Raw genomic sequence first — 18159 nt, 5'->3', positions numbered from 1 at the left:
CGCGGCCAGGTCGGCGGCCCGCTCGCCGTAGCGCAGCGCGAGTGCGGCGTCCCCGGCGTGGTGGCTGTGTTCCGCCATCCGCACCACGGGCCTGGGGACGCGGTGTTCGAGCGCCCGCAGCGCGCGGGCGTGCAACCGCTGCCTGTCGTAGCCGGGCAGCGTGTCGTAGACGGCCTGCCGGGCCAGCGAGTGGCGGTAGCCGTAGGAGCGCTCGTCGATCTCGTACAGCACGCCGTTGCCGAGCGCGGAGGCCAGGGCCTCGTGGCAACGCCGTTCGGTCAGCCCGGCGACCTCGCTCAGCAGCCCGGCGTCGACGGGCGTCTCCAGTACGGCCGCCGCCTGCGCGAGCCGTACGGCGGGCAGGGGCATGCCGGTGAGGCGTTCGGCCATGGCCTCCCGCAGCAGCACCGGGACCTCGACGTTCTCCAGCAGTTGCCGGGTCGCCCGGCCGCCCTCGGCCGAGTCGCGCAGGGCGAGCAGGGTCTCCTCGACGACGAAGGGGATGCCGGCCGTGCGTTCGTACAGTTTTCCGGCGAACCGGGTGGAGATGGTCCTGCCGAGGAGGGCTGCGGCCAGGACGCGCACCTGGGCGCGGTCGAGGGGGCGCAGGTTCACCAGGATGCTCGCCGCGCCGGGCGGGGGACGGTAGGCGCTGCCCAGCGGCACCCCGCCGGGCACGTCCTCGCGCCGGTAGGTGACCACGATCGACAGGTTGCGCGGCAGGTCGGCCATCAGGAAGCGGAGCAGGTGCCGTGAGCCGTCGTCGGCCCACTGGAGGTCCTCGACGACGAGCAGCGCGGGCCCGACGCCGGAGAGCAGTTCCCTGACGGCGCGGAACAGCCGGTGGCGTTCCGACCGCGGGTCGCCGGTCGGCTCCGGCGCCTCGGGCAGGTAGGCCGACAGTTCGGGCAGCAGCGCGCGCAGCACGCCGGTGACCGGGTTGAGCCGGTTGCGGGCCAGGGAGGGCGGGACGGGCGGGTGGGCGAGGCCGCCGAGCGCCTCGATGACCGCACCGTAGAGGAACGGCTCCCGCAGAGACTGACAGCGGCCGAGCATGATGCGCAGGTTCCGCAGCGGGGGACGGCCGAGCAGCTCTCTCAGCAGCCTGCTCTTGCCGACTCCGGCCTCGCCCTCGATCATGGCCACCGCGGGCTGTTCGGAGAGCGTCGCGGTCAGTGACTCCAGCTCGGTCTCACGTCCCACGAGGACGGGTGACGCCGTTCGCGCCGGACCGTACGCCTCGTGCCTTGGAGCCGTGGCCATCGCATGCCCCTGTCCGCATCGCCGTGCAGCACCACGTGGAGTGAAAGCGTAAGTGAACTCATAGTGGTTGTGAACACCAGTTTTTCGGTGGATTACGTAGCTCTACGGAGGTTCCTACGGATTGCGTTGTGTTGGTCCCAGGGAGATGGTGCTTCGGTACGGCTGTTGGGCATCCCCTGACGTTCGGACGGGGGGTATGACGAGGAGACGATGAGGACGCGAAATGTCCATGACGGCGCATCGGCAATCTCGTCCGTGCGTGTTCCTTGAGGGTGAGTGCCGGGAGAGGACCCCGGGGCGGTGGGCGACCTGCTGGGCCAGGTGCTGGGCCGCGCGGTGGGACGCGAGCTGGGACGCCCGGTGGGGTACGGTCCGCCCGGTCGGCCTGCGCGCGTTCGCGGCCACGCCCTCCTCGGTTCCCGACGCCCGTGCGTGGGTGCGTGAGCTGCTTGAGGACCTTGACGGCGCGTCCTGCGCCGACCTCCTCGACGACGTGTTGCTGCTGCTGAGCGAGGTGGTCACCAACGCCGTCGTGCACTCCGACTCGGCACGTCACGAGGAGGGGCTGGTGACGGTGCGTGTCGGCGTGGGCAACGGCATGGTCCACGTCGAGGTGCTCGACGCCGGGTCGGCGACGGGCGGCCCCGCCGTACGGGAGGCGACGGCGGACGGCCTCGGCGGCCGGGGGTTGTTCCTGGTGGACCTGCTGTCGGCCGACTGGGGTTCGCACTGCGGCGACATGGGCGGCGCCGTGTGGTTCAGGGTTGGCACCACCCACTCCCCGAGCAACACCCTGACGGGCTGATTTCTCGTAAGGGACACGTCGTCCGGTGGGACGTGCTTCCCTCCCGTCGATAACATGGGGCGGGTGGGAAGGCGCTGATGCTTACAAGACTAGAGGTCGACGGATTCAAGAATCTCCTGCAGTTCGAGGTGGATCTTGGTCCTTTCACATGTATCGCGGGCGTCAACGGCACCGGAAAGTCGAATATCTTCGACGCCATTCAATTCATCAGCCTGCTGGCGGACAAGTCTCTGATCGAAGCCGCCCAGGAGGTTCGCGGTGTTCACGGTGAACGCCTGGGTGATCCTCGCGACCTATTCTGGAACGGATATTCCGGTGCCCATCACACGATGCGGTTCGCGGTGGAGATGATCGTCCCGGGCGAGATCGAAGACGATTTCGGCCGTCCTGCCACGCCTACGACCACCTTTCTGCGCTACGAGCTGGAGATCGGCTACATTCCCCCAGGGGGAATCGAGAAGATCGGCCGCCTGAGCCTTCTGACGGAGAACCTGCAGCACATCAGGCTGGGGGACGCACCGGACAAGCTCCGCTTCAGGCACAGCGCCGGTCACTTTCGTAAGGCGGTGCTTCACGGGCGCAGGGCGGGCACCGCCTTCATCTCGACGACGAAGGACGCCGACGGTCAGCCGATCATCAGCATCCACCAGGACGGTGTGAACAGGTGGAAGTCGATTCCCGCCGCCGCGTCCCGGGCCCCGGCGACGGTCGTGAGCACGGTCACGAGCAGCGAAGACCCCACCATTCTGGCCGCCAGGAGGGAGATGCAGTCCTGGCGGCGGCTGGCCCTCGAACCCTCCGCGCTCCGGACGGCCGACCGCTACGTCGACCGGCGTCAGATGGATCCGACGGGGCGGCATCTCGCGGCGGCGCTTTTCCGTATCGCCTACGAGGACGGTGACCCGGAGCGGGTCTACGCGAGGGTCGCCGGTCGGCTGGCCGACCTGTCGGGTGTCGACGTCAGAGGTCTTCGGGTCGACCAGGACGACGTGCGGGAACTGCTCACGGTACAGCTCGTCGAGTCGGGCGGGCTCGCCCTGCCCGCGAGGAGCCTGTCCGAGGGAACCCTCCGCTTTCTGGCTCTCTGCGTTCTCCTGGAGGACCCGTCGGTCGAAGGTCTTCTGTGCATGGAAGAGCCAGAGAACGGCATACATCCGGCCAATCTCAATGCGATGGTCCATCTGGTGGAAGATCTGGCGGTTGACGCCGAAGAGGCGCCGGGGCCGGACAATCCATTCCGACAGGTGATTGTGAACACCCATTCGCCCGCGGTCGTCCAGTTGGTCGATCCCCAGGATCTTCTTTTCGCCGAGGCGGATATCCGGCAGGCGCCGGACGGCACGATGACGCGCGCGCTCCAACTGCGCCCTCTCGCGGGTTCCTGGCGGGACAATGAGAATTCGACAGGCAGGGCCGTTACCAAGGCGGATATACTGCCTTACCTTACGGCCCCGCCCGGAGCTCAACTCACCCTGGGGATCGCGTGATTCTGCGTGTCTTGTTTCTTGGCGAAGGAAGCAGTGACGGCGGTATCACAACTCATATCAGGCGTATAGCGACCGAATACGGTTTCAGGGTCGTCGTCACCGATCCCCTCACGGAGAGATTCCCCCAGTCGCGCCAGAGGACGGTCAGGTCGAAACTGGAGACGATCAAGGAGATCGGCGGCGTCTACGAGCTTGTGATCGTCCACCGTGACGCCGACGGCGACGGCAGGGAGCGTCGTCTGCATGAGATCAGACAGGCCGTCGAGGCGGTCATGCCGGACACTCCCTTCATGGGAGCCATCCCGATTCGCATGACCGAGGCGTGGCTCATGTTGGACGAGCGCAACATCCGGCAGGTCGCGGGAAACCCGAACGGCAGGATGGACCTGGGGCTCCCGAAGCCGGCGTCCGTGGAGAGGATTCCGGACCCCAAGGCCATGCTCGCCGAGAAGCTCGCTCTGGCCTCGGGGCTGTCCGGCCGGAGGCTGGACAAGTTCAAGAAGCGTTTTCCCGAGCATCGCCGTCAGTTGCTGGACCGCATCGACCCGTTGGGTCCCATCTGTGAGGTCTCCTCGTGGAGAAGCTTCAACGAGGACCTTCTGGCCGGTCTGAGCCAGGCGGCCGGTCTGAGTTCGGGCTGATTCCCCGCCCGGTCAGACGCCGAGTTCGTCGCAGAGGTCGGCGTAGCGGTCCAGGTGGTCGGGGTTGCTTCGGTAGGTGCCGAGGCCGATCGTGTCGAACTCGTCCATCGGGGGTGACGCCTGGACGCCGAGCAGGGCGAGGGCGTCGTTGATCGAGGCCTGGCAGGTCGTCAGCCGTCGCTCACCGGCGAACGCGACGGCCCACTGGTCGCCGAAGCCGGCGAAGTACTCGGTCTGGATGATCGCGAACCGTGGCTCCTCGGCGCCGGTCACCTCGCGGACGAGGTCGCACAGCACCGTCTCGCCGGGGAAGGTGGCGGGGAGGCCCTCGGGCAGGTCGAGTCGTGTGTCACGGTCCCGGGTCGCGGCCCAGTAGGCCGAGAAGTAGTGGTCGATCGGGAGGACGCTGACGCCGTCGCGCACGAGTTCGGCGCGCAGCCCCACCGAACGGGCTCGGTCGGCGTCGATCCGCCCGGCCACGACAAGAGCGCAGATATGGTGTCCCACGCCCGAATCCTACTGTCCGGTTACATGCCCTTTCGGGGGGTAACCGGTGTTGAACGGCAATGTTGGACGTTCCGAAATGGCCCGCTGAGCTGCGGATATAGGGCGGGAAAAGCCTAATGTCATGAGATCGATATCACGTTGACATTGCCCTGAAATATCAGCTCCATCACTGTGCGCTGCCCGAACTTGTTCCGGAGTGCCGTTTACCCGGAATGTGGCGGCAACGGATGTAATCGCTGCTCGGGGAGGCGGTGCCATGCCGAGGCCTACGGCACTGGTCGTGCGCCGCGCGCTCAGTGAACCACTGCTGTTGTTCGCGGCTTTCGGGGCGATCCTGCTCGCCACGACCACACTGGTCGGGCTGAGCGTCTACGCCACCTCGGTGGTCGACGCGGGTGTCCGCCGTACGCTGGAGACCGTTCCCATCGAGGTCTCCGGCGCCATGGTCAACGCGCCGGTGCACGAGGGCACCTTCGAGGCGACGGACAAGGCCCTGCGCGCGCAGGTCGCCGAGACCTACGCGGGCCTGCCCGTCGTGGTCACGGTGCACGGTCAGTCGGACTCCTACGCCATGCCCGGCCAGGAGCGCAGGTCCAAGCCGGAGCTGCTGAGGTTCGGCACCCAGCAGGGTCTCGCCGAGCACGCCCGGCTCGTCAAGGGCGCCTGGCCGAAGACCGGGACCGAGGTCGTCGAGGCCGCGATCACCGGCGTCGTCGCGCGGGACACCGGAATGGCCGTCGGGGACTCCTTCACGGTCGAGGGACGACTCGACAAGTCGAAGGTCCGCGTCAGGATCGTCGGTGTCTTCGAACTGAAGGACTCCCACTCGGGCCGCTGGACGGGCCAGCCGTTGCTCACCCGGGGCATCGAGGTCGGCGGCTACGTCACCCACGGACCGCTCATGGTGTCCGAGGGGGTGTTCCTCGACCGGTTCGCCGCGGGCACCTCGGTCTCCTGGCTGGCCGTTCCCGACCTGCGCTCCCTGCCGAGGGAGGGGCTGCGTCCCCTGGCCGCCGAGGTCGGCGCCATGCAGGGGGTGCTCAAGCGAAGGCCGGGCTGTGAGGGCTGCACACTCGCCACCCGCCTGCCGGAGCGGCTGAACCAGCTCGCGACCGCGACCCTGGTCGCCCGCTCGACCATGCTCGTGCCGGTGCTGCAGCTGCTGTTGCTGGCCGCCTACGCGCTGACGCTGACGGCCCGGCTGCTGGCCGACCACCGGCGCACGGAGACCGCGCTGCTGCGCTCCCGGGGCGGCGGTGCCGTACGGCTGGCGCTGCTCGCGGCGGGGGAGGCGCTGCTGGTCGCGCTGCCGTGCGCCGCGCTCGCCCCACCGCTGGCCCTGCCGCTGCTCAGGGCGGTCAACGCCATCCCCTGGGCGGGGGCGTCGGGCACGTCGGTCGCGGTCGACGTCGGGCCGTCCGGTTACCTCGCCGCCTACGTGGTCTCGGTCGCGGTGGCGCTCGGCTGCGCCGTACTGATGACGCTGCCCGCGCTCAGCGGCTCCCGCCGCACCTATGTGGCCGAGCAGACGGCGCGTGGGCGCGGCCAGCGGTACGGCCCGCTCCAAAGGGCGGGCGCGGACGTGGTGCTGCTCGTCGTCGCGGCGCTCGCGGTGTGGCAGCTGCAGCACTACGGCGCCCCGGTCACCGCGACCGCCGGGGGCGAACTGGGCATCGACCCGCTGATCGTGGCCGGTCCCGCCGTCGCCCTGCTCTGCGGTGGCGTGATCGGGCTGCGCGTCGTGCCGCCCGTCTCCAAAATCGCGGAACGGCTCGCCGCCCGCCGCGTCGACCTGGCGCCCGCGCTCGGCGCCTGGCAGGTCAGCCGCCGTCCGGGACGCTACTCGGGGCCCGCGCTGCTGCTGACCATGGCCGTCGCGATCGGTGTGGTCAGCATGGCGACCACCGCCACCTGGCGCGGCTCCCAGGAGGACCAGGCCAGGCACCAGGCCGGGGCCGACCTGCGGGTGGCCGCGCCGCCGGAGAACGCCGAACTGGGACCGCTCGGCAGGGCGGCGGCCTACACGTCGCTGCCCGGCGTGACCTCGCTCAGCCCGGTCTACCAGAGCGGCGGCGAACTGGCGGGTGAGGAGACGACCCTGCTGGCCGTCGACGGGAGCGAGCTGCCCGGCATGCTCAAGCTCCGTCCCGACCTGTCGAAGGAGACGATCGGCACGCTCGCCCGCGGGCTCACCGCGGCCCGCCCGAAGCTGCCCGGCCTGGCGGTCCCCGGACGCCCCGACCGGCTGCTCGTGCGGACCCGCCTCACCGTCCAGGACCCCGCGAAGACCGAGGACTACACCAACACGGGGCTGATGCTGACGCTCGCCGACGGCGCGGGCACGAGGTATCCCGTCCGCTTCTTCCCCGGCCTCGGGGAGCGGGAGACGGCACTCGACCTGACGCCGCTGCGCGGGCGGAGCGGGCGGCTGACCTACCCGCTGACCGTCGCCGCGATCGTCGTCGACGTGCCGCTGCCGATCGAGGGGGCCGGATTCGAGGCGGCCGTGCTCGGCGTCAGGACGGGAGACGGCGCCCAGATCACCGTGCCGGAGGGGACGCGGCTGGTCCACGGGCTCTCGGCCACGACCGCCAAGGAGCGTGGCTTCGAGACCGGGGAGGGGCTGTTCACCGCCTCGTTCGAGGCCCCGCCGCGCCGCGAACCGTTCGACGCGCTCGCCCCGCAGCGGGTCACGGTCACCCCCGTGGCGAAGGAGGTGCGGGAGGAGACGGTGTTCTTCAGCGAGGGAACCCCGCAGGGCGACCATCTCGGCCCGCTGCCGATCGTCCTCACCGCCGACCTGGCCGCCAAACTCCGCCTGACCACGGGCGCGACGGCCAAGGTCACCTTCGACCGGCACACCACCGTGATCAAGGTCGCCGGGATCGTGGAGGGGGTGCCGGGGACGACGTCCGGCGTGCCCGCCGTACTGCTGGACTGGCAGACGATGCAGGCGTGGGACATGCTCGGCCATCGCAACCCGCGCATGCCGACCGAGTGGTGGCTGAGCACGGACGGGGCCGAGACCACCGGGGCGGCCGCCGAACTCAGCCGCCACCCCGGCTGGGAGACGACCGTGGTCGACCTGTCCTCGCTGGCCGACGGCCTCAGGGACGACCCGCTCGCCGGCGGGCTCAGGGGGGCGCTGACGCTCGGCTTCCTGGCCGCGCTCTCCTTCGCCGTCCTCGGCTTCGTCGTCAACGCCGCCGTCGCGGCCAGGGAGCGAACGTCCGAGTTCGCCATCCTGGGCGCCCTCGGCGTCGGCTTCCGGCAGGTGTTCACGATGCTCGCGGTCGAACAGGCCTTCCTGATCGGCCTGTCCCTGGCGGCCGGGACCGGGGTCGCCGTGGTCGTCGCGTCGCTGGTCGTGCCGTACATCGTGCTGACGGGCCAGGCCACGGCCGTGACCCCGAGGGTGCTGCTGGACATCCCGTGGCCGGCCACGCTGGGGCTGCTGGTCACGGTCGCCGTGCTGCTGTTCGCGATCGTCGCCGTGCTGGCCCGTGCGCTGCGGCGCCGGGGCATGGGCGGCGCCCTGCGGATCGGGGAGGACCGATGAACCCCTGGACACAGGTACGGGTCAACCGGGGCGTCGCCGCCGTGCTCGGCCTGCTGGTGCTCAGCGCCTGCCTGCTGGTCGCCGCCGTGCCCAAGGTCACCCAGACCGCCTACGACGAGGCACTGCGTGACGCCATGGCCAAGAGCGAGCCGAAGCGTACGGACCTGACGGTGGTCAGCAGGCGCAACGGTCCCCCGCAGGAGCCGCTCACCCCGGCCGTGCTGCTGGACGCGGACCGGAGGTTCAGGGCGGAACTGCCCTCCGCACTCCGCCGGGCCGTGGCGGCGCAGGGCGCCGGGAGCAGCCACCACATGGTGCGCAAGAGCGAGAACCCCGTGTTCGCCGTGGACGGCGAGGTGCGCTCCTACCAGTACCTGAACCTGGGCTGGGTCTCCGGCACCGAGCGGTATGTCCGCTATGTTGAGGGCCGTCCGCCGGGAGAGCCGAAGAAGCTGGACGACGGACCGCTGTTCGAGGTGGCGCTGGCGAAGCAGGCCTCCGAGGAGATGCGGATGCCCGTCGGCTCGACGGTGCAGCTCGGCGGCCTGCAGAAGCTGTCGGCCACGGTCACCGGGCTGTTCGAGCCGATCGAGCCGGACAGCGGCTACTGGCGGCACAACGAGGCCTTCCGCCGGGTCATGAAGATCCGCAAGCCCGGGGCCGACACCGACGACTGGTACGCCACCGGGCTGGTCGCCGGAACCGCCCTGCCCGAGCTGGGCGCGATGTACCCCAACGTCACCTACCAGTGGGTGATCGGCGTCAACGGCCCCGCGGTCACGACCCTGCGGGCACCCGAACTCGCCGAGGCGGTGCGCGCCTTCCGGGGGGCCGTCCCGGTCGTGCTCGACGGCACCTCGCCCGGCTCCCTCGACACCGGGCTCGACTTCCTGCTCGACGAACACCTGAGCCGGATGCGCGTGGCGGAGTCGCTGCTGCTGTTCGTCATCGGTGGCCTGCTCACCGTGTCGCTCGGTGTGATCGCGCTGGTCGTACGGCTGCTGGCCGAACGCATGCGCCACAGCCTGGTCCTCATCCGGGCCAGGGGAGCCTCCCTGCCCGGGATCGCCGCGACGACCGCCGCGACGGTCGCGGCGGTCGCGGTGCCCGCCGGGGCGGTGGGCTACGCCCTGTCCTACGCGCTGCCCGGACCGCTCACCCTCTTCGTGCACCTCGGCCCGCTCGTCGTCGTGGCCGTCACCGCGCTGCTGGCCGCCGGGCAGGCCCTGGACCACCGGTGGCCGCGCGCCGACCGGCGTGACGACGTCGCGACCTCCCGCCCCTCGCCCCGGCGGATCACCGCCGAGGCCGCGGTCGTCGTGCTCGCCCTCGCCGGGACCTACCTGCTGCGTCAGCGCGGACTCACCACCCAGACGGGCGAACGGGGCTCTGACCCCTTCCTGATCCTGGTGCCCGCCGGGCTGACCGTGGCCGTCGCGCTGGTCGTGCTGCGCTGCTACCCCTACCCGCTGCGCCTGGCCGTACGGCTGGCCGCCAGGCTGCGGCCCGCGGTGCCGTTCCTCGGCCTGACCCTCGCGGCCAGGGCCAGGCCCGCCGCCACGCTGTCGGTGCTGATCCTGCTGCCCGCGCTGGCGGTCGCGGTGTTCGGCACCGTGATCTCCGGCGGGCTGGCCACGACGCAGCAGGCCTCGGGGTGGCAGCAGGTCGGCGCCCGCGCCCGGCTGGACAGCGCCCTGCCCCTCACCCCGGAGGCGGTCGAGCGGATCAGGCAGGTCCCCGGGGTCGGGAACGTCGTCCCCGCGACGCGGAGCACCGCCATGGTCAGACCCGACATGCAGCAGGTCATCGTGCTCGGCGTCGACACGCGCGCCTACCGGGCTCTGCTGTCCGGCAGCCCTCTGGTCCTGCCGGACGCGCCGGTGCTGGTCTCGCCCGACCTCGCAGGCCGGGGGCCGATCGAACTGGTCGCCAAGACCTCGCGCGCGCTGACCCCCGGCGGTGTCGTCACCGGTCTGTCCCGCGTGTACGGCGGCGGCCCCCTGGTCGTGGCCCCGCCGGACGGCTCCCCGGTCAACACGGTGTTCATCGACGGCGCCGGCATGGACGCCAAACAGCTGAGGGCCGCGGCCGGCATGCCGGACGTGCAGGTGACGAGCCTCGACGACGTCCTCGCCGACATCGAGGGGGCGCCGTTCACCGCGACGATCGAACGGGCCTTCACCGTCGTCACGATCGCCCTGGTCTGCTACGCGCTGGCCGCGGTGCTCGTCGCCCTGGTGACCGGCGGCGCCGACCGCACCGGCACCCTGTCCCACCTGCGGGCCCTGGGACTGTCGACGGCCCAGGCCCGCCGCCTGACCGTGCTTGAGATCGCCCCGATGATCGTGCTGACCGCGCTGGCCGGGATGCTGCTCGGTCTCGCGCTGCCCGCCGTACTGGGGCCCGGGATCGACCTGCGGGCCTACACCGGGGGTCTCGCGGTCGAGGTCTATCCCGCCGACCTGACCACACCGGTCCTGTTGACCGCGGGCCTGGCGGCGGCGGCCGTCCTCGGGGCCTTCGTGTACGCGACGCTCGGGCGCGCGGTCGCCCCGCGCCTGAGAGAGGGAGAGTGACGGTGAGCGGACTGGCGGACACCTCGCTGGCGGAGCTTGAGGCCGAGGCCGTACGGCACGGCCCCGCCTTCGGGGAGGGCGCGCACATCCTGTGCGACAACCTGGTGCGCATCTACAAGACCGAGGGCGTCGAGGTGGTCGCCCTGCAGGGTCTCGACCTGCTGATCGAGAAGGGTGAGCTGGTCGCGATCGTCGGAGCCTCGGGTTCGGGCAAGTCCACGCTGCTCAACGTGCTGTCCGGGCTCGACGTGCCGACCGCCGGGGTGGCCAGGGTCGCCGGGGTCGACCTGCTGGCGATGACGGCGCGCGACCGGCTGAGGTACCGGCGCCAGGTGGTCGGCTTCATCTGGCAGCAGACCGCACGCAACCTCCTGCCCTACCTGAGCGCCGCGGAGAACGTCGAACTGCCGACGCGCCTGGCGGGCAGACGGCGGCGCGACCGGGCCACGGAGCTGCTCGACCTGCTGGGCGTCGGGTACTGCGCCAAACGCAGACCGGCGGAGATGTCCGGCGGCGAACAGCAGCGGGTGGCCATCGCGGTCGCCCTGGCCAACTCCCCGCAGGTCGTCCTGGCCGACGAGCCGACCGGAGAGCTGGACAGCGAGAGCTCGGAGGCGGTGTTCGCCGCGCTGCGCGGGGCCAACCGCGAACTCGGCGTCACCACGGTGATCGTCACCCACGACGCCATGGTCTCCGGGCAGGTGGACCGGACCGTCGGCATCAGGGACGGGCGGACCAGCAGCGAGACGCTCCGCCGCGCCTCCTCGGACGGGCTGGTCGTCGCGGAGGAGTACGCCGTGCTCGACCGCGTCGGCCGCCTGCAGCTGCCCAGGGACTTCACGAGCGAGCTGAACATGGAACGCCGCGTCCGCCTGCGGCTGGAGAGCGACCACATCGGCGTCTGGCCTGAGGAGGTCGCCGACGGTCCGGGCAGGAAGGCCGGCGAGATGGAGGACGAGGATGGGGACTGAGGAGTCGCTGGTCGCCGTCGAGGGGCTGCGCAGGGTCTACCGGAGTGGCCCCAAGGAGGTCGTCGCCCTGCGCGAGGTGTCCTTCGAGGCGGCCCCCGGGGAGCTGGTCGCGGTCAGGGGGCGTTCCGGGTCGGGCAAGACGACCCTGCTCAACCTGGTCGGCGGTCTGGACCGGCCGGACGCGGGCCGGGTGACGGTCGCCGGGCACGAGGTGACCGCGCTGCCCGAGGAGGGGCTGCTGGCCCTGCGCAGGGACGTGGTCGGCTTCGTCTTCCAGTCGTTCGGGCTGATCCCGGTGCTGTCGGCGGCCGAGAACGTCGGGGTGCCGATGCGGCTCAGCCGTACACCGACGGCCGCGCGTGAGGACCGGGTGCGGGTGCTGCTCTCCCTCGTCGGGCTGGCCGAGCACGCCGACCAGCGGCCCTACGAGCTGTCCGGAGGCCAGCGGCAGCGGGTGGCCGTCGCGCGGGCGCTGGCCAACCGTCCCCGGCTGCTGATCGCCGACGAGCCGACCGGCCAGCTCGACTCGCAGACCGGCCGCCAGATCATGCGGCTGATCCGCGCCCTGGTCCGCAGCGAGGGCGTCACGGCGCTGGTCGCCACGCACGACCCCGCCCTGATCACGCTGGCCGACCGGGTCCTCGAACTCCGTGACGGGGTGCTGGCTCCGGCCTGAGCCGGGGACGGGTCACAGCCAGTACCACTCGATCCTGGCCTTCGCCCGCCGGTCGGCGAGGAAGGCGGTGAAGGCGGCCCTGCCCGCCGCGGCCAGTGTCGGCCCGTCGGGGCGCGCGGGGTCGCGGCGCCGTACGGCTCCGAACAGGAATCCGTCCCGGTGGGGCACCGGACCGATGGCCTCGCCCTCACCCAGCTCGCGCAGCGGGGCGGGCAGCTCGGACGCCGACCGGTCGGCCACGTGGACGGTGAGGTCCCCGACCGGCCGGGCGACCGCCTCCCCGAGCGCGGCGAAGGGGTCGTCGCGCCCGGCCAGCTCCGTCAGCCGCTCCTCGGAGCCGGTCGCCCACACCGCCGAGACCCGGTCGAACTCCGCGGCGTGCTCCGCGAAGTAGGCCTCGGCCGACTCGGCCTCCCTACGGGCACGGAAACCGCGCATCTTGGCCAGCGAGTGCAGGTGGTTGTCGTAGGCGCCGGGTGTCAGGCCGACCTCTTCGAGCCAGCGCAGCATGTCGGCGCGGCTGTGCAGGCCGCGATGCCTGCGGAAGTCGTCGGAGGCCCGCTGGAGCTCCTCCTGGGAGGGGGCCGGCTCCTGCCAGCTCTCCAGGATGAGGAGGCAGTAGTCGATGAGGTCGTCGTGCACGGTCCGGTCGCGGTCGGCGAGCGCCTTCAGCGTGAACAGGGCGGTCTGTACGGAGAGCTGCTGGCCGTCCACGGACAGCACGTTGCTCGCGGCCCAGTGCGTGGAGTGCTCGGCCGTCCACGGGACGCCGTCCTCGGCAGGGGCGGTGATGGCGACGCAGCCGCCGTCGGGGTGGTCGAGGACCAGGTCGTAGTCGACGATCGGGGTGCCGGGCCGTACGTCGACCACGAGCTGGGCCAGGCTCTCGGGGTGGGCCGCGCGCCACGCGGAGACCCTCTCCCGGGCGTCCGGTACGGCCTCACGTCTGCGCGGCAGCTCGCGCAGCAGTTCGACGGCCCCGGCGAGCGTCTCGGGGAACCCACTCACGCCGGGACCTCCTGCCGGGTCGGCCCGTCCGCCCCGACGGCGGGTTCTCCGGCGGCTAGCCAGTCGGCGATCGCCCTGGAGATGGGCAGGTCGGTGAACTCCTCGATCCATCCCCACTGTCCGTTGGGGTTGAGTTCCAGATACACGTACTCGCCTTCCGGGGTGAGGATCACATCGATGCAGCCGAAGGCCAGGTCCAGGGAACGGACCAGTTCGACGCAGCGCCGTTCCATGTCCTTGGGCAGGTCGTGGACGGCATACTTGGAGAAGTGGCCTTCGTAGTGCCGGTAGTCGTGGCGGGTCGCCTTCGAGCCCTGGGAGTGGATCTCGGCGGTGAAGACCTGGTCGCCCACGACGGTGATCCGCAGCTCCACGGCCTTGTCCACGTAGGGCTGCAGGATCACGGGGGCGTGGGCCAGGCGGTGCCTGCCGGTGAGATGCCGCCGGGAGACCGGGGTCGTGTAGAAGTTGTGGCCCATGCCGTCGATCCCGAACTCCACGAACTCGACCTCCTTGGCGATCATCCGGCCCTCCGTCTCCTCCCAGACCTCGATGAGTCCTTCGGGGCTGTTGGTGACGGTCGTCTCCGGGACGGTGAAACCGAGTTCGGCGGCGGCGGCGAGGTTGAGCAGCTTGTTCTGGGTGCGGAGCACGTCGGCGGTGCGGGCGGGGAACCAGCGCGCGTCCAGGGTGTCCTCCCACCCGTTGAGGTGGAAGCGCGCGATCTTCCGGACGTAGTCGCGGTGCGTCTCGTCCGTCACGATGTCCGCCGCCCTGGGCCGGGAGGGCCTGCGGTTCCAGACGGCGCTGAAGAGGGAGAAGTCGTACTCGGTGCCGTTCGTCACCAGGGTGTGCCGCCACCGCCCGCCGGTCAGGCGCGAGGTGATCCGGCTCTCGGTGGGATAGTCGCCCGGATCCCACCAGAGCGTTTCGATTCCTCGCTCGGTGAGTTCGGGCAGGACCAGGTTGACCGCGAGGTCTTCTTTTCTGCTGATTACCAGGATCACGGGTTTCTCCGCGGGAAGGCGGATGGTGCCCGTGCACCCGTACGGGCACCATCCATTTACTTTCAGGAAATGTCGGGCAGCGGGTCGCCCTGGGTGCCGTTGCCGAGCGAAGAGGCGTACCTCGGGGTCGGGGGCGTCATCGGCGGCCGACCGCCGACCACGGCGCCCAGTACCTCGTCAGAGACCTCGGCGGAGCCGTCCAGGTCATCGATGCGAACAGTCATTCCACACCTCCATCGGTTTCTCGCTTCAACGAGACCGATCCTTCATCCGGCCCCTTGGAGAGGACTTGGAGGCAACTTGGATCTTGCCTGGAAGGAAATCCGGATATCGGCCGGGAAGTATGAGAGCCGCTCACGGTTCTCGCCGCCGACGCCCGAGAGAGCAGTCGACATATGAGGGGAAAATTGGCGAAAGGGTGCAGAAATCCGGAAAAGTCCGGAAAGGACCTCAGGGCATGTGGACGACGCGCAGGAAGGCGGGCAGCAGCCAGGGACGGGGCCCGCCGATCGTCACCCGGCCGCTGAGCAGGGCCCGCAGCTTGCCGATGCGGCCGAACATCATCAGGTTGAAGACCGCCGGGTCGAAGGTCACCCGCACGTCCGGCCTGCGCCCCGGCTCCCCGAGCGTCACCAGACCGTCGCGCAGGACCATCGTCACGGTGGTGATGTACGGCGAGCGGAACTCGACCGCGATCGGGCGTTCGGAGCGGGGCTGGCCGGTCTCCAGCAGTCGTCCGGAACCGTGGCGGACGACCCCGGCCATGAACAGCTCGACGAAGAAGGCCGCGTCCGCGGAGGCGATCCGCCACGTCATGCCGAGGGCGCGTCCCATGTCGTGGCCGTGCAGCAGCAGTTCGTTGAGCAGGTGGGCGAGGATCCCGGCGACCGGGACGCGGGAGCCGCCGAGCCAGGAGACCGGCAGCGTCGGGTCGAAGTCCTCGGTCGAGGTGAGCAGGTCGTCGATGTGGGTGTTCAGCAGTTCGGCGAGCCTGTGCGGGTCGCGTTCGGTGAAGTCGCGCAGCGTCAGCTCGTTGAAGTCGTCGATGTCGTCGACGGTGATGTCGTCCAGCCACCCGTCCAGGACGGGGAACGGGTTGGGCACCTCCGCGGGCCGTACCAGGGAGGTGTAGAGCCAGGCGACGACGGTCAGGTGGGCGGCGGTCTCGGAGACCGACCAGCCGGGGGTCACCTCCGCGCGGGCGTCGGGCGCCGAGACGACCATCTCGGTGAACCGGTCGCCGACCCGCCTGAGGGAGGAACGTACGGACTTCCACTGGTCATGGGTGATGGGCGCGGCCACGTCTGCCTCCATGTTTTCGCGTGGGGGTTCGTGAAAGGCGTTTCGCGGGCCGGAATGGCGTTTCCCGGGAGGGGAAGCCGATCCGCCTCCACGAGACGGGAGCGGCCGAAAACTCCATCACCGTAACATCCGAACATACGAACCTAATGGCCGATGACGTGGTTTCTCCACCAGGAAGCAGCCCGATGGGGGATATTCCGCGATCAGGTATGTCCTGACCTTGAGAAACGCCCGGGGAACGCGCTGTGGGCCGAGTCGGTCCCCTTTCCCCGGGCGGGCTCGGTCGGGTACCGGCCGGCGGCCGGGGCTCGGATCTCCTTTCTTCGGCCGCCGTTGTGAGGCCGTGTTCTCGGCGTGAGGGTCAGATGAGGCATCGGAGGCCTGAGGGGTGCTCCGGCGCGGGTCCAGGGCGGGGCGCCGGACGGGCATCAGGGTCGGCCAAAAACATACTTTCGTGACCTATGTCCATGTTTCGGATGCTTAGGGATGTCGTAGTCGCCGGTGGATTGCCATCTTTGCCCAGGTAACACGACAGACCTATTCCAAACGGGCACTGTCAACATATTCTCCGAAATAGAGCAATTTGGAAGATGCGCAACCCGAATCCGGCGATGATGTTCGCTCCGCGAATTGGTCGTGTTGAATCCGTGTTTTCGGTCGCGCACACCGGGAGATCGGAGGGTTTTTCGATTGATGGTGGCGTTTTTTCGGGCCGCCGTATTCGCCTGACCCTGTTCACCGCACTCCATGCTGGAGGTTTGTGCATTGGTATCCCATCACCATCTGGGCACGTCGTTCGGCGCTCCGGCGTCGGACTGGCTGAACGTCATCACTCCGGTTGAGGGACGGCCAGGGCGGTACGGCGCCACGTTGTGTGTGGACCAGAACCACCCCTTCTTCTTCGACCACCCGCTCGACCACGTCCCGGGCATGTTGCTGGTGACCGGACTGCTCGACCTGCTGCGCGACCACGCGGTCCTGTCACGGGACCACCGGGTGCGCCTGTCGTTCGAGTTCACCTCGATGTGCGAACTCGGTCCCGGGATCGACCTGTCCGCCGAACTCTCGGACGAGCGGGGGGAGTGGACCGTACTGGCCCTGCAGGAGGACCGGCCGGTGTGCGCGGGCACGGTCGCCCTCACGGAGGAGCCGAGGCCGGAGTCCCACGAGGAACAGGGCCCCGCGGTGTCCCCGGCGCCGATCGAGGGAGGGCTCGCGCACCGCGCCGACCCGAGGAACGTGCTGATCGGCGAGCCCACGATCTCCCACGACGGTGAGAGCACGGGTTCCCACGACGGTGAGCGCGAGGAGTACGTGGTGCCGCTCGTCCCCCCGCCCGTCGGGCACTTCCTGTTCAGGCACGGCAACGAGCACTACGGCCTTGAGGAGATGATCGAGGCGGGGCGGCAGTTCGCGACCGCCGCCAGTCACCTGGCGCACGAACGGCCCCGCGACGCGGTGATGCTCTGGCTCAGGCTGGCCGCGGACCTGCCCGCCGCGCCCCCACGCGCCGAACGGCTCACACTGCGCTGGCCGACCCAGCCGCCCCGGGGCAACCGGGGCACCTTCGACCTCACCGTGAGCCGTGGGACGGCGACCGGCCAGGGCGTGCCGATCGGCTCGCTGTCCTACGGCTCCAGAGCCCTCAGCCCCGCCTCCTACCAGAGGATTCGCCAGAACGGAGAACAGGAGTGAGCGGCACCCCCTCACCGGTCACACCCAGGGCGTGGACCGGCTACATCATCCCCGTGCTGTTCCTGCTCGCCGTGACCGCCAACGTCGCGGGACTGGTCGTGCACCTCGGCCGGGCGGGTGAGCCACCGCACCTGGCCGCCGCCGTCTTCGCCGTGGCCAACCTGGTCTGGGTCGCCCTGGAGACGCCCGTCACGTTCCGCAGGCCGTCCGCCCCGCCCCGCGAGGTCGCCACCCTCCTGTTCTACGGAGGCGCCAGGGTCGCCGTGATCGCCGCGGCGCTCCTGGGGCCGTTCCCCTGGCAGCGGCTGAGCCCGCTGGCCGTACTGCCCGCCCTGATGTTCGTCTCCGGGGTGGCGCTGCGGCAGATCGCGATGCGCACGCTCGGGCAGTTCTACTCGCACCACGTGATCCGCCGCGACGACCACGTGATCGTCCGCACCGGGCCGTACCGGGTGGTCCGTCACCCCGCCTACGCGGGCATGCTGCTCGGGCACACCGGGCTGGTGCTGTTCTTCCTCAACCCGTTCAGCGTGGCGCTGCTGGTCGTCCTGGCCCTGGCCATCGCCAGGCGCATCCACGTCGAGGAGCGGGAGCTGCTGGCCATCCCCGCCTACCGCGACTACGCCACCGGCCACCCCCGCGTCGTCCCCGGAGTGTGGTGA

General features: G+C 70.4%; 15 protein-coding genes. 9 read left to right on the top strand and 6 right to left on the bottom strand.

Annotated features, from left to right (window positions below; genetic code table 11):
- Positions 1-1263, bottom strand: a 1263-nt coding sequence (locus ACFOYY_RS10140) for an ATP-binding protein (protein ID WP_386189542.1), incomplete at its 3' end; no start/stop codon positions are given.
- 259 nt (positions 1264-1522) lie between these two features.
- On the opposite strand from ACFOYY_RS10140, the gene ACFOYY_RS10135 reads away from it, so the two are divergent.
- The 3 genes from ACFOYY_RS10135 (at position 1523) to ACFOYY_RS10125 (ending at position 4196) form a co-directional block, all read left to right on the top strand.
- Positions 1523-2068: an ATP-binding protein gene (locus ACFOYY_RS10135; RefSeq protein ID WP_386189541.1), complete on the top strand. Its 546-nt coding sequence runs from the start codon at positions 1523-1525 to the stop codon at positions 2066-2068.
- Positions 2069-2145: 77 nt separating this feature from the next.
- Positions 2146-3555: an AAA family ATPase gene (locus ACFOYY_RS10130; RefSeq protein ID WP_386189540.1), complete on the top strand. Its 1410-nt coding sequence runs from the start codon at positions 2146-2148 to the stop codon at positions 3553-3555.
- Positions 3552-4196 (top strand): hypothetical protein, encoded by a 645-nt coding sequence (locus ACFOYY_RS10125; protein ID WP_352015812.1) that lies wholly within the window; start codon positions 3552-3554, stop codon positions 4194-4196. Before ACFOYY_RS10130 ends, ACFOYY_RS10125 begins: the two co-directional genes overlap by 4 nt.
- A gap of 12 nt (positions 4197-4208) precedes the next feature.
- On the opposite strand, the gene ACFOYY_RS10120 is transcribed toward ACFOYY_RS10125, so the two are convergent.
- Positions 4209-4703, bottom strand: a complete 495-nt coding sequence (locus ACFOYY_RS10120) for a hypothetical protein (RefSeq protein ID WP_386189539.1) — start codon at positions 4701-4703, stop codon at positions 4209-4211.
- A 256-nt stretch (positions 4704-4959) separates the two neighbouring features.
- Between ACFOYY_RS10120 and ACFOYY_RS10115 the strand changes: the two genes are divergently transcribed.
- The 4 genes from ACFOYY_RS10115 to ACFOYY_RS10100 are packed head-to-tail and all read left to right on the top strand — an operon-like array spanning position 4960 to position 12485.
- Positions 4960-8262 (top strand): ABC transporter permease, encoded by a 3303-nt coding sequence (locus ACFOYY_RS10115; RefSeq protein ID WP_386189538.1) that lies wholly within the window; start codon positions 4960-4962, stop codon positions 8260-8262.
- Positions 8259-10838, top strand: a complete 2580-nt coding sequence (locus tag ACFOYY_RS10110) for a hypothetical protein (RefSeq protein ID WP_386189537.1) — start codon at positions 8259-8261, stop codon at positions 10836-10838. Before ACFOYY_RS10115 ends, ACFOYY_RS10110 begins: the two co-directional genes overlap by 4 nt.
- A 2-nt stretch (positions 10839-10840) precedes the next feature.
- Positions 10841-11809, top strand: a complete 969-nt coding sequence (locus ACFOYY_RS10105) for an ABC transporter ATP-binding protein (protein ID WP_386189536.1) — start codon at positions 10841-10843, stop codon at positions 11807-11809.
- Positions 11799-12485 (top strand): ABC transporter ATP-binding protein, encoded by a 687-nt coding sequence (locus tag ACFOYY_RS10100; protein WP_352015817.1) that lies wholly within the window; start codon positions 11799-11801, stop codon positions 12483-12485. The genes ACFOYY_RS10105 and ACFOYY_RS10100 overlap by 11 nt, the downstream gene beginning before the upstream one ends.
- Positions 12486-12497: 12 nt before the next feature.
- On the opposite strand, the gene ACFOYY_RS10095 is transcribed toward ACFOYY_RS10100, so the two are convergent.
- From ACFOYY_RS10095 to ACFOYY_RS10080, 4 genes are all read right to left on the bottom strand, one after another.
- A complete protein-coding gene (locus ACFOYY_RS10095) occupies positions 12498-13493 on the bottom strand; it encodes a TIGR04500 family putative peptide maturation system protein (protein ID WP_386189535.1) in 996 nt (331 codons plus the stop codon).
- Entirely contained in the window at positions 13490-14500 is a 1011-nt protein-coding gene (locus ACFOYY_RS10090; protein WP_386189534.1) for an MvdC/MvdD family ATP grasp protein, read from the bottom strand. Before ACFOYY_RS10090 ends, ACFOYY_RS10095 begins: the two co-directional genes overlap by 4 nt.
- Before the next feature lie 62 nt (positions 14501-14562).
- On the bottom strand, positions 14563-14724 hold the full coding sequence (locus ACFOYY_RS10085) for a hypothetical protein (RefSeq protein WP_362911318.1): 162 nt from the start codon (positions 14722-14724) through the stop codon (positions 14563-14565).
- A 226-nt stretch (positions 14725-14950) separates the two neighbouring features.
- On the bottom strand, positions 14951-15802 hold the full coding sequence (locus tag ACFOYY_RS10080) for a maleylpyruvate isomerase N-terminal domain-containing protein (protein ID WP_386189533.1): 852 nt from the start codon (positions 15800-15802) through the stop codon (positions 14951-14953).
- Positions 15803-16567: 765 nt separating this feature from the next.
- Here ACFOYY_RS10080 and ACFOYY_RS10075 point away from each other — a divergent pair.
- Both ACFOYY_RS10075 and ACFOYY_RS10070 read left to right on the top strand, forming a co-directional pair.
- A complete protein-coding gene (locus ACFOYY_RS10075; protein WP_386189532.1) occupies positions 16568-17497 on the top strand; it encodes an AfsA-related hotdog domain-containing protein in 930 nt (309 codons plus the stop codon).
- Positions 17494-18159: a methyltransferase family protein gene (locus tag ACFOYY_RS10070; protein ID WP_352015823.1), complete on the top strand. Its 666-nt coding sequence runs from the start codon at positions 17494-17496 to the stop codon at positions 18157-18159. The genes ACFOYY_RS10075 and ACFOYY_RS10070 overlap by 4 nt, the downstream gene beginning before the upstream one ends.

It is taken from the genome of Streptosporangium jomthongense, assembly GCF_042650425.1.
Classification (GTDB): Bacteria; Actinomycetota; Actinomycetes; order Streptosporangiales; family Streptosporangiaceae; genus Streptosporangium.
The sequence above is the reverse complement of the archived record's forward strand: the minus strand, read 5'-3'. Positions and strand labels throughout refer to the sequence as shown.

Bases quoted from the DNA above. Each gene is read 5' to 3' on its own strand.
- ACFOYY_RS10130 (WP_386189540.1), top strand. From the start codon at position 2,146: ATGCTTACAAGACTAGAGGTCGACGGATTCAAGAATCTCCTGCAGTTC.
- ACFOYY_RS10100 (WP_352015817.1), top strand. From the start codon at position 11,799: ATGGGGACTGAGGAGTCGCTGGTCGCCGTCGAGGGGCTGCGCAGGGTC.
- ACFOYY_RS10085 (WP_362911318.1), bottom strand. From the start codon at position 14,724: ATGACTGTTCGCATCGATGACCTGGACGGCTCCGCCGAGGTCTCTGAC.
- ACFOYY_RS10115 (WP_386189538.1), top strand. From the start codon at position 4,960: ATGCCGAGGCCTACGGCACTGGTCGTGCGCCGCGCGCTCAGTGAACCA.
- ACFOYY_RS10110 (WP_386189537.1), top strand. From the start codon at position 8,259: ATGAACCCCTGGACACAGGTACGGGTCAACCGGGGCGTCGCCGCCGTG.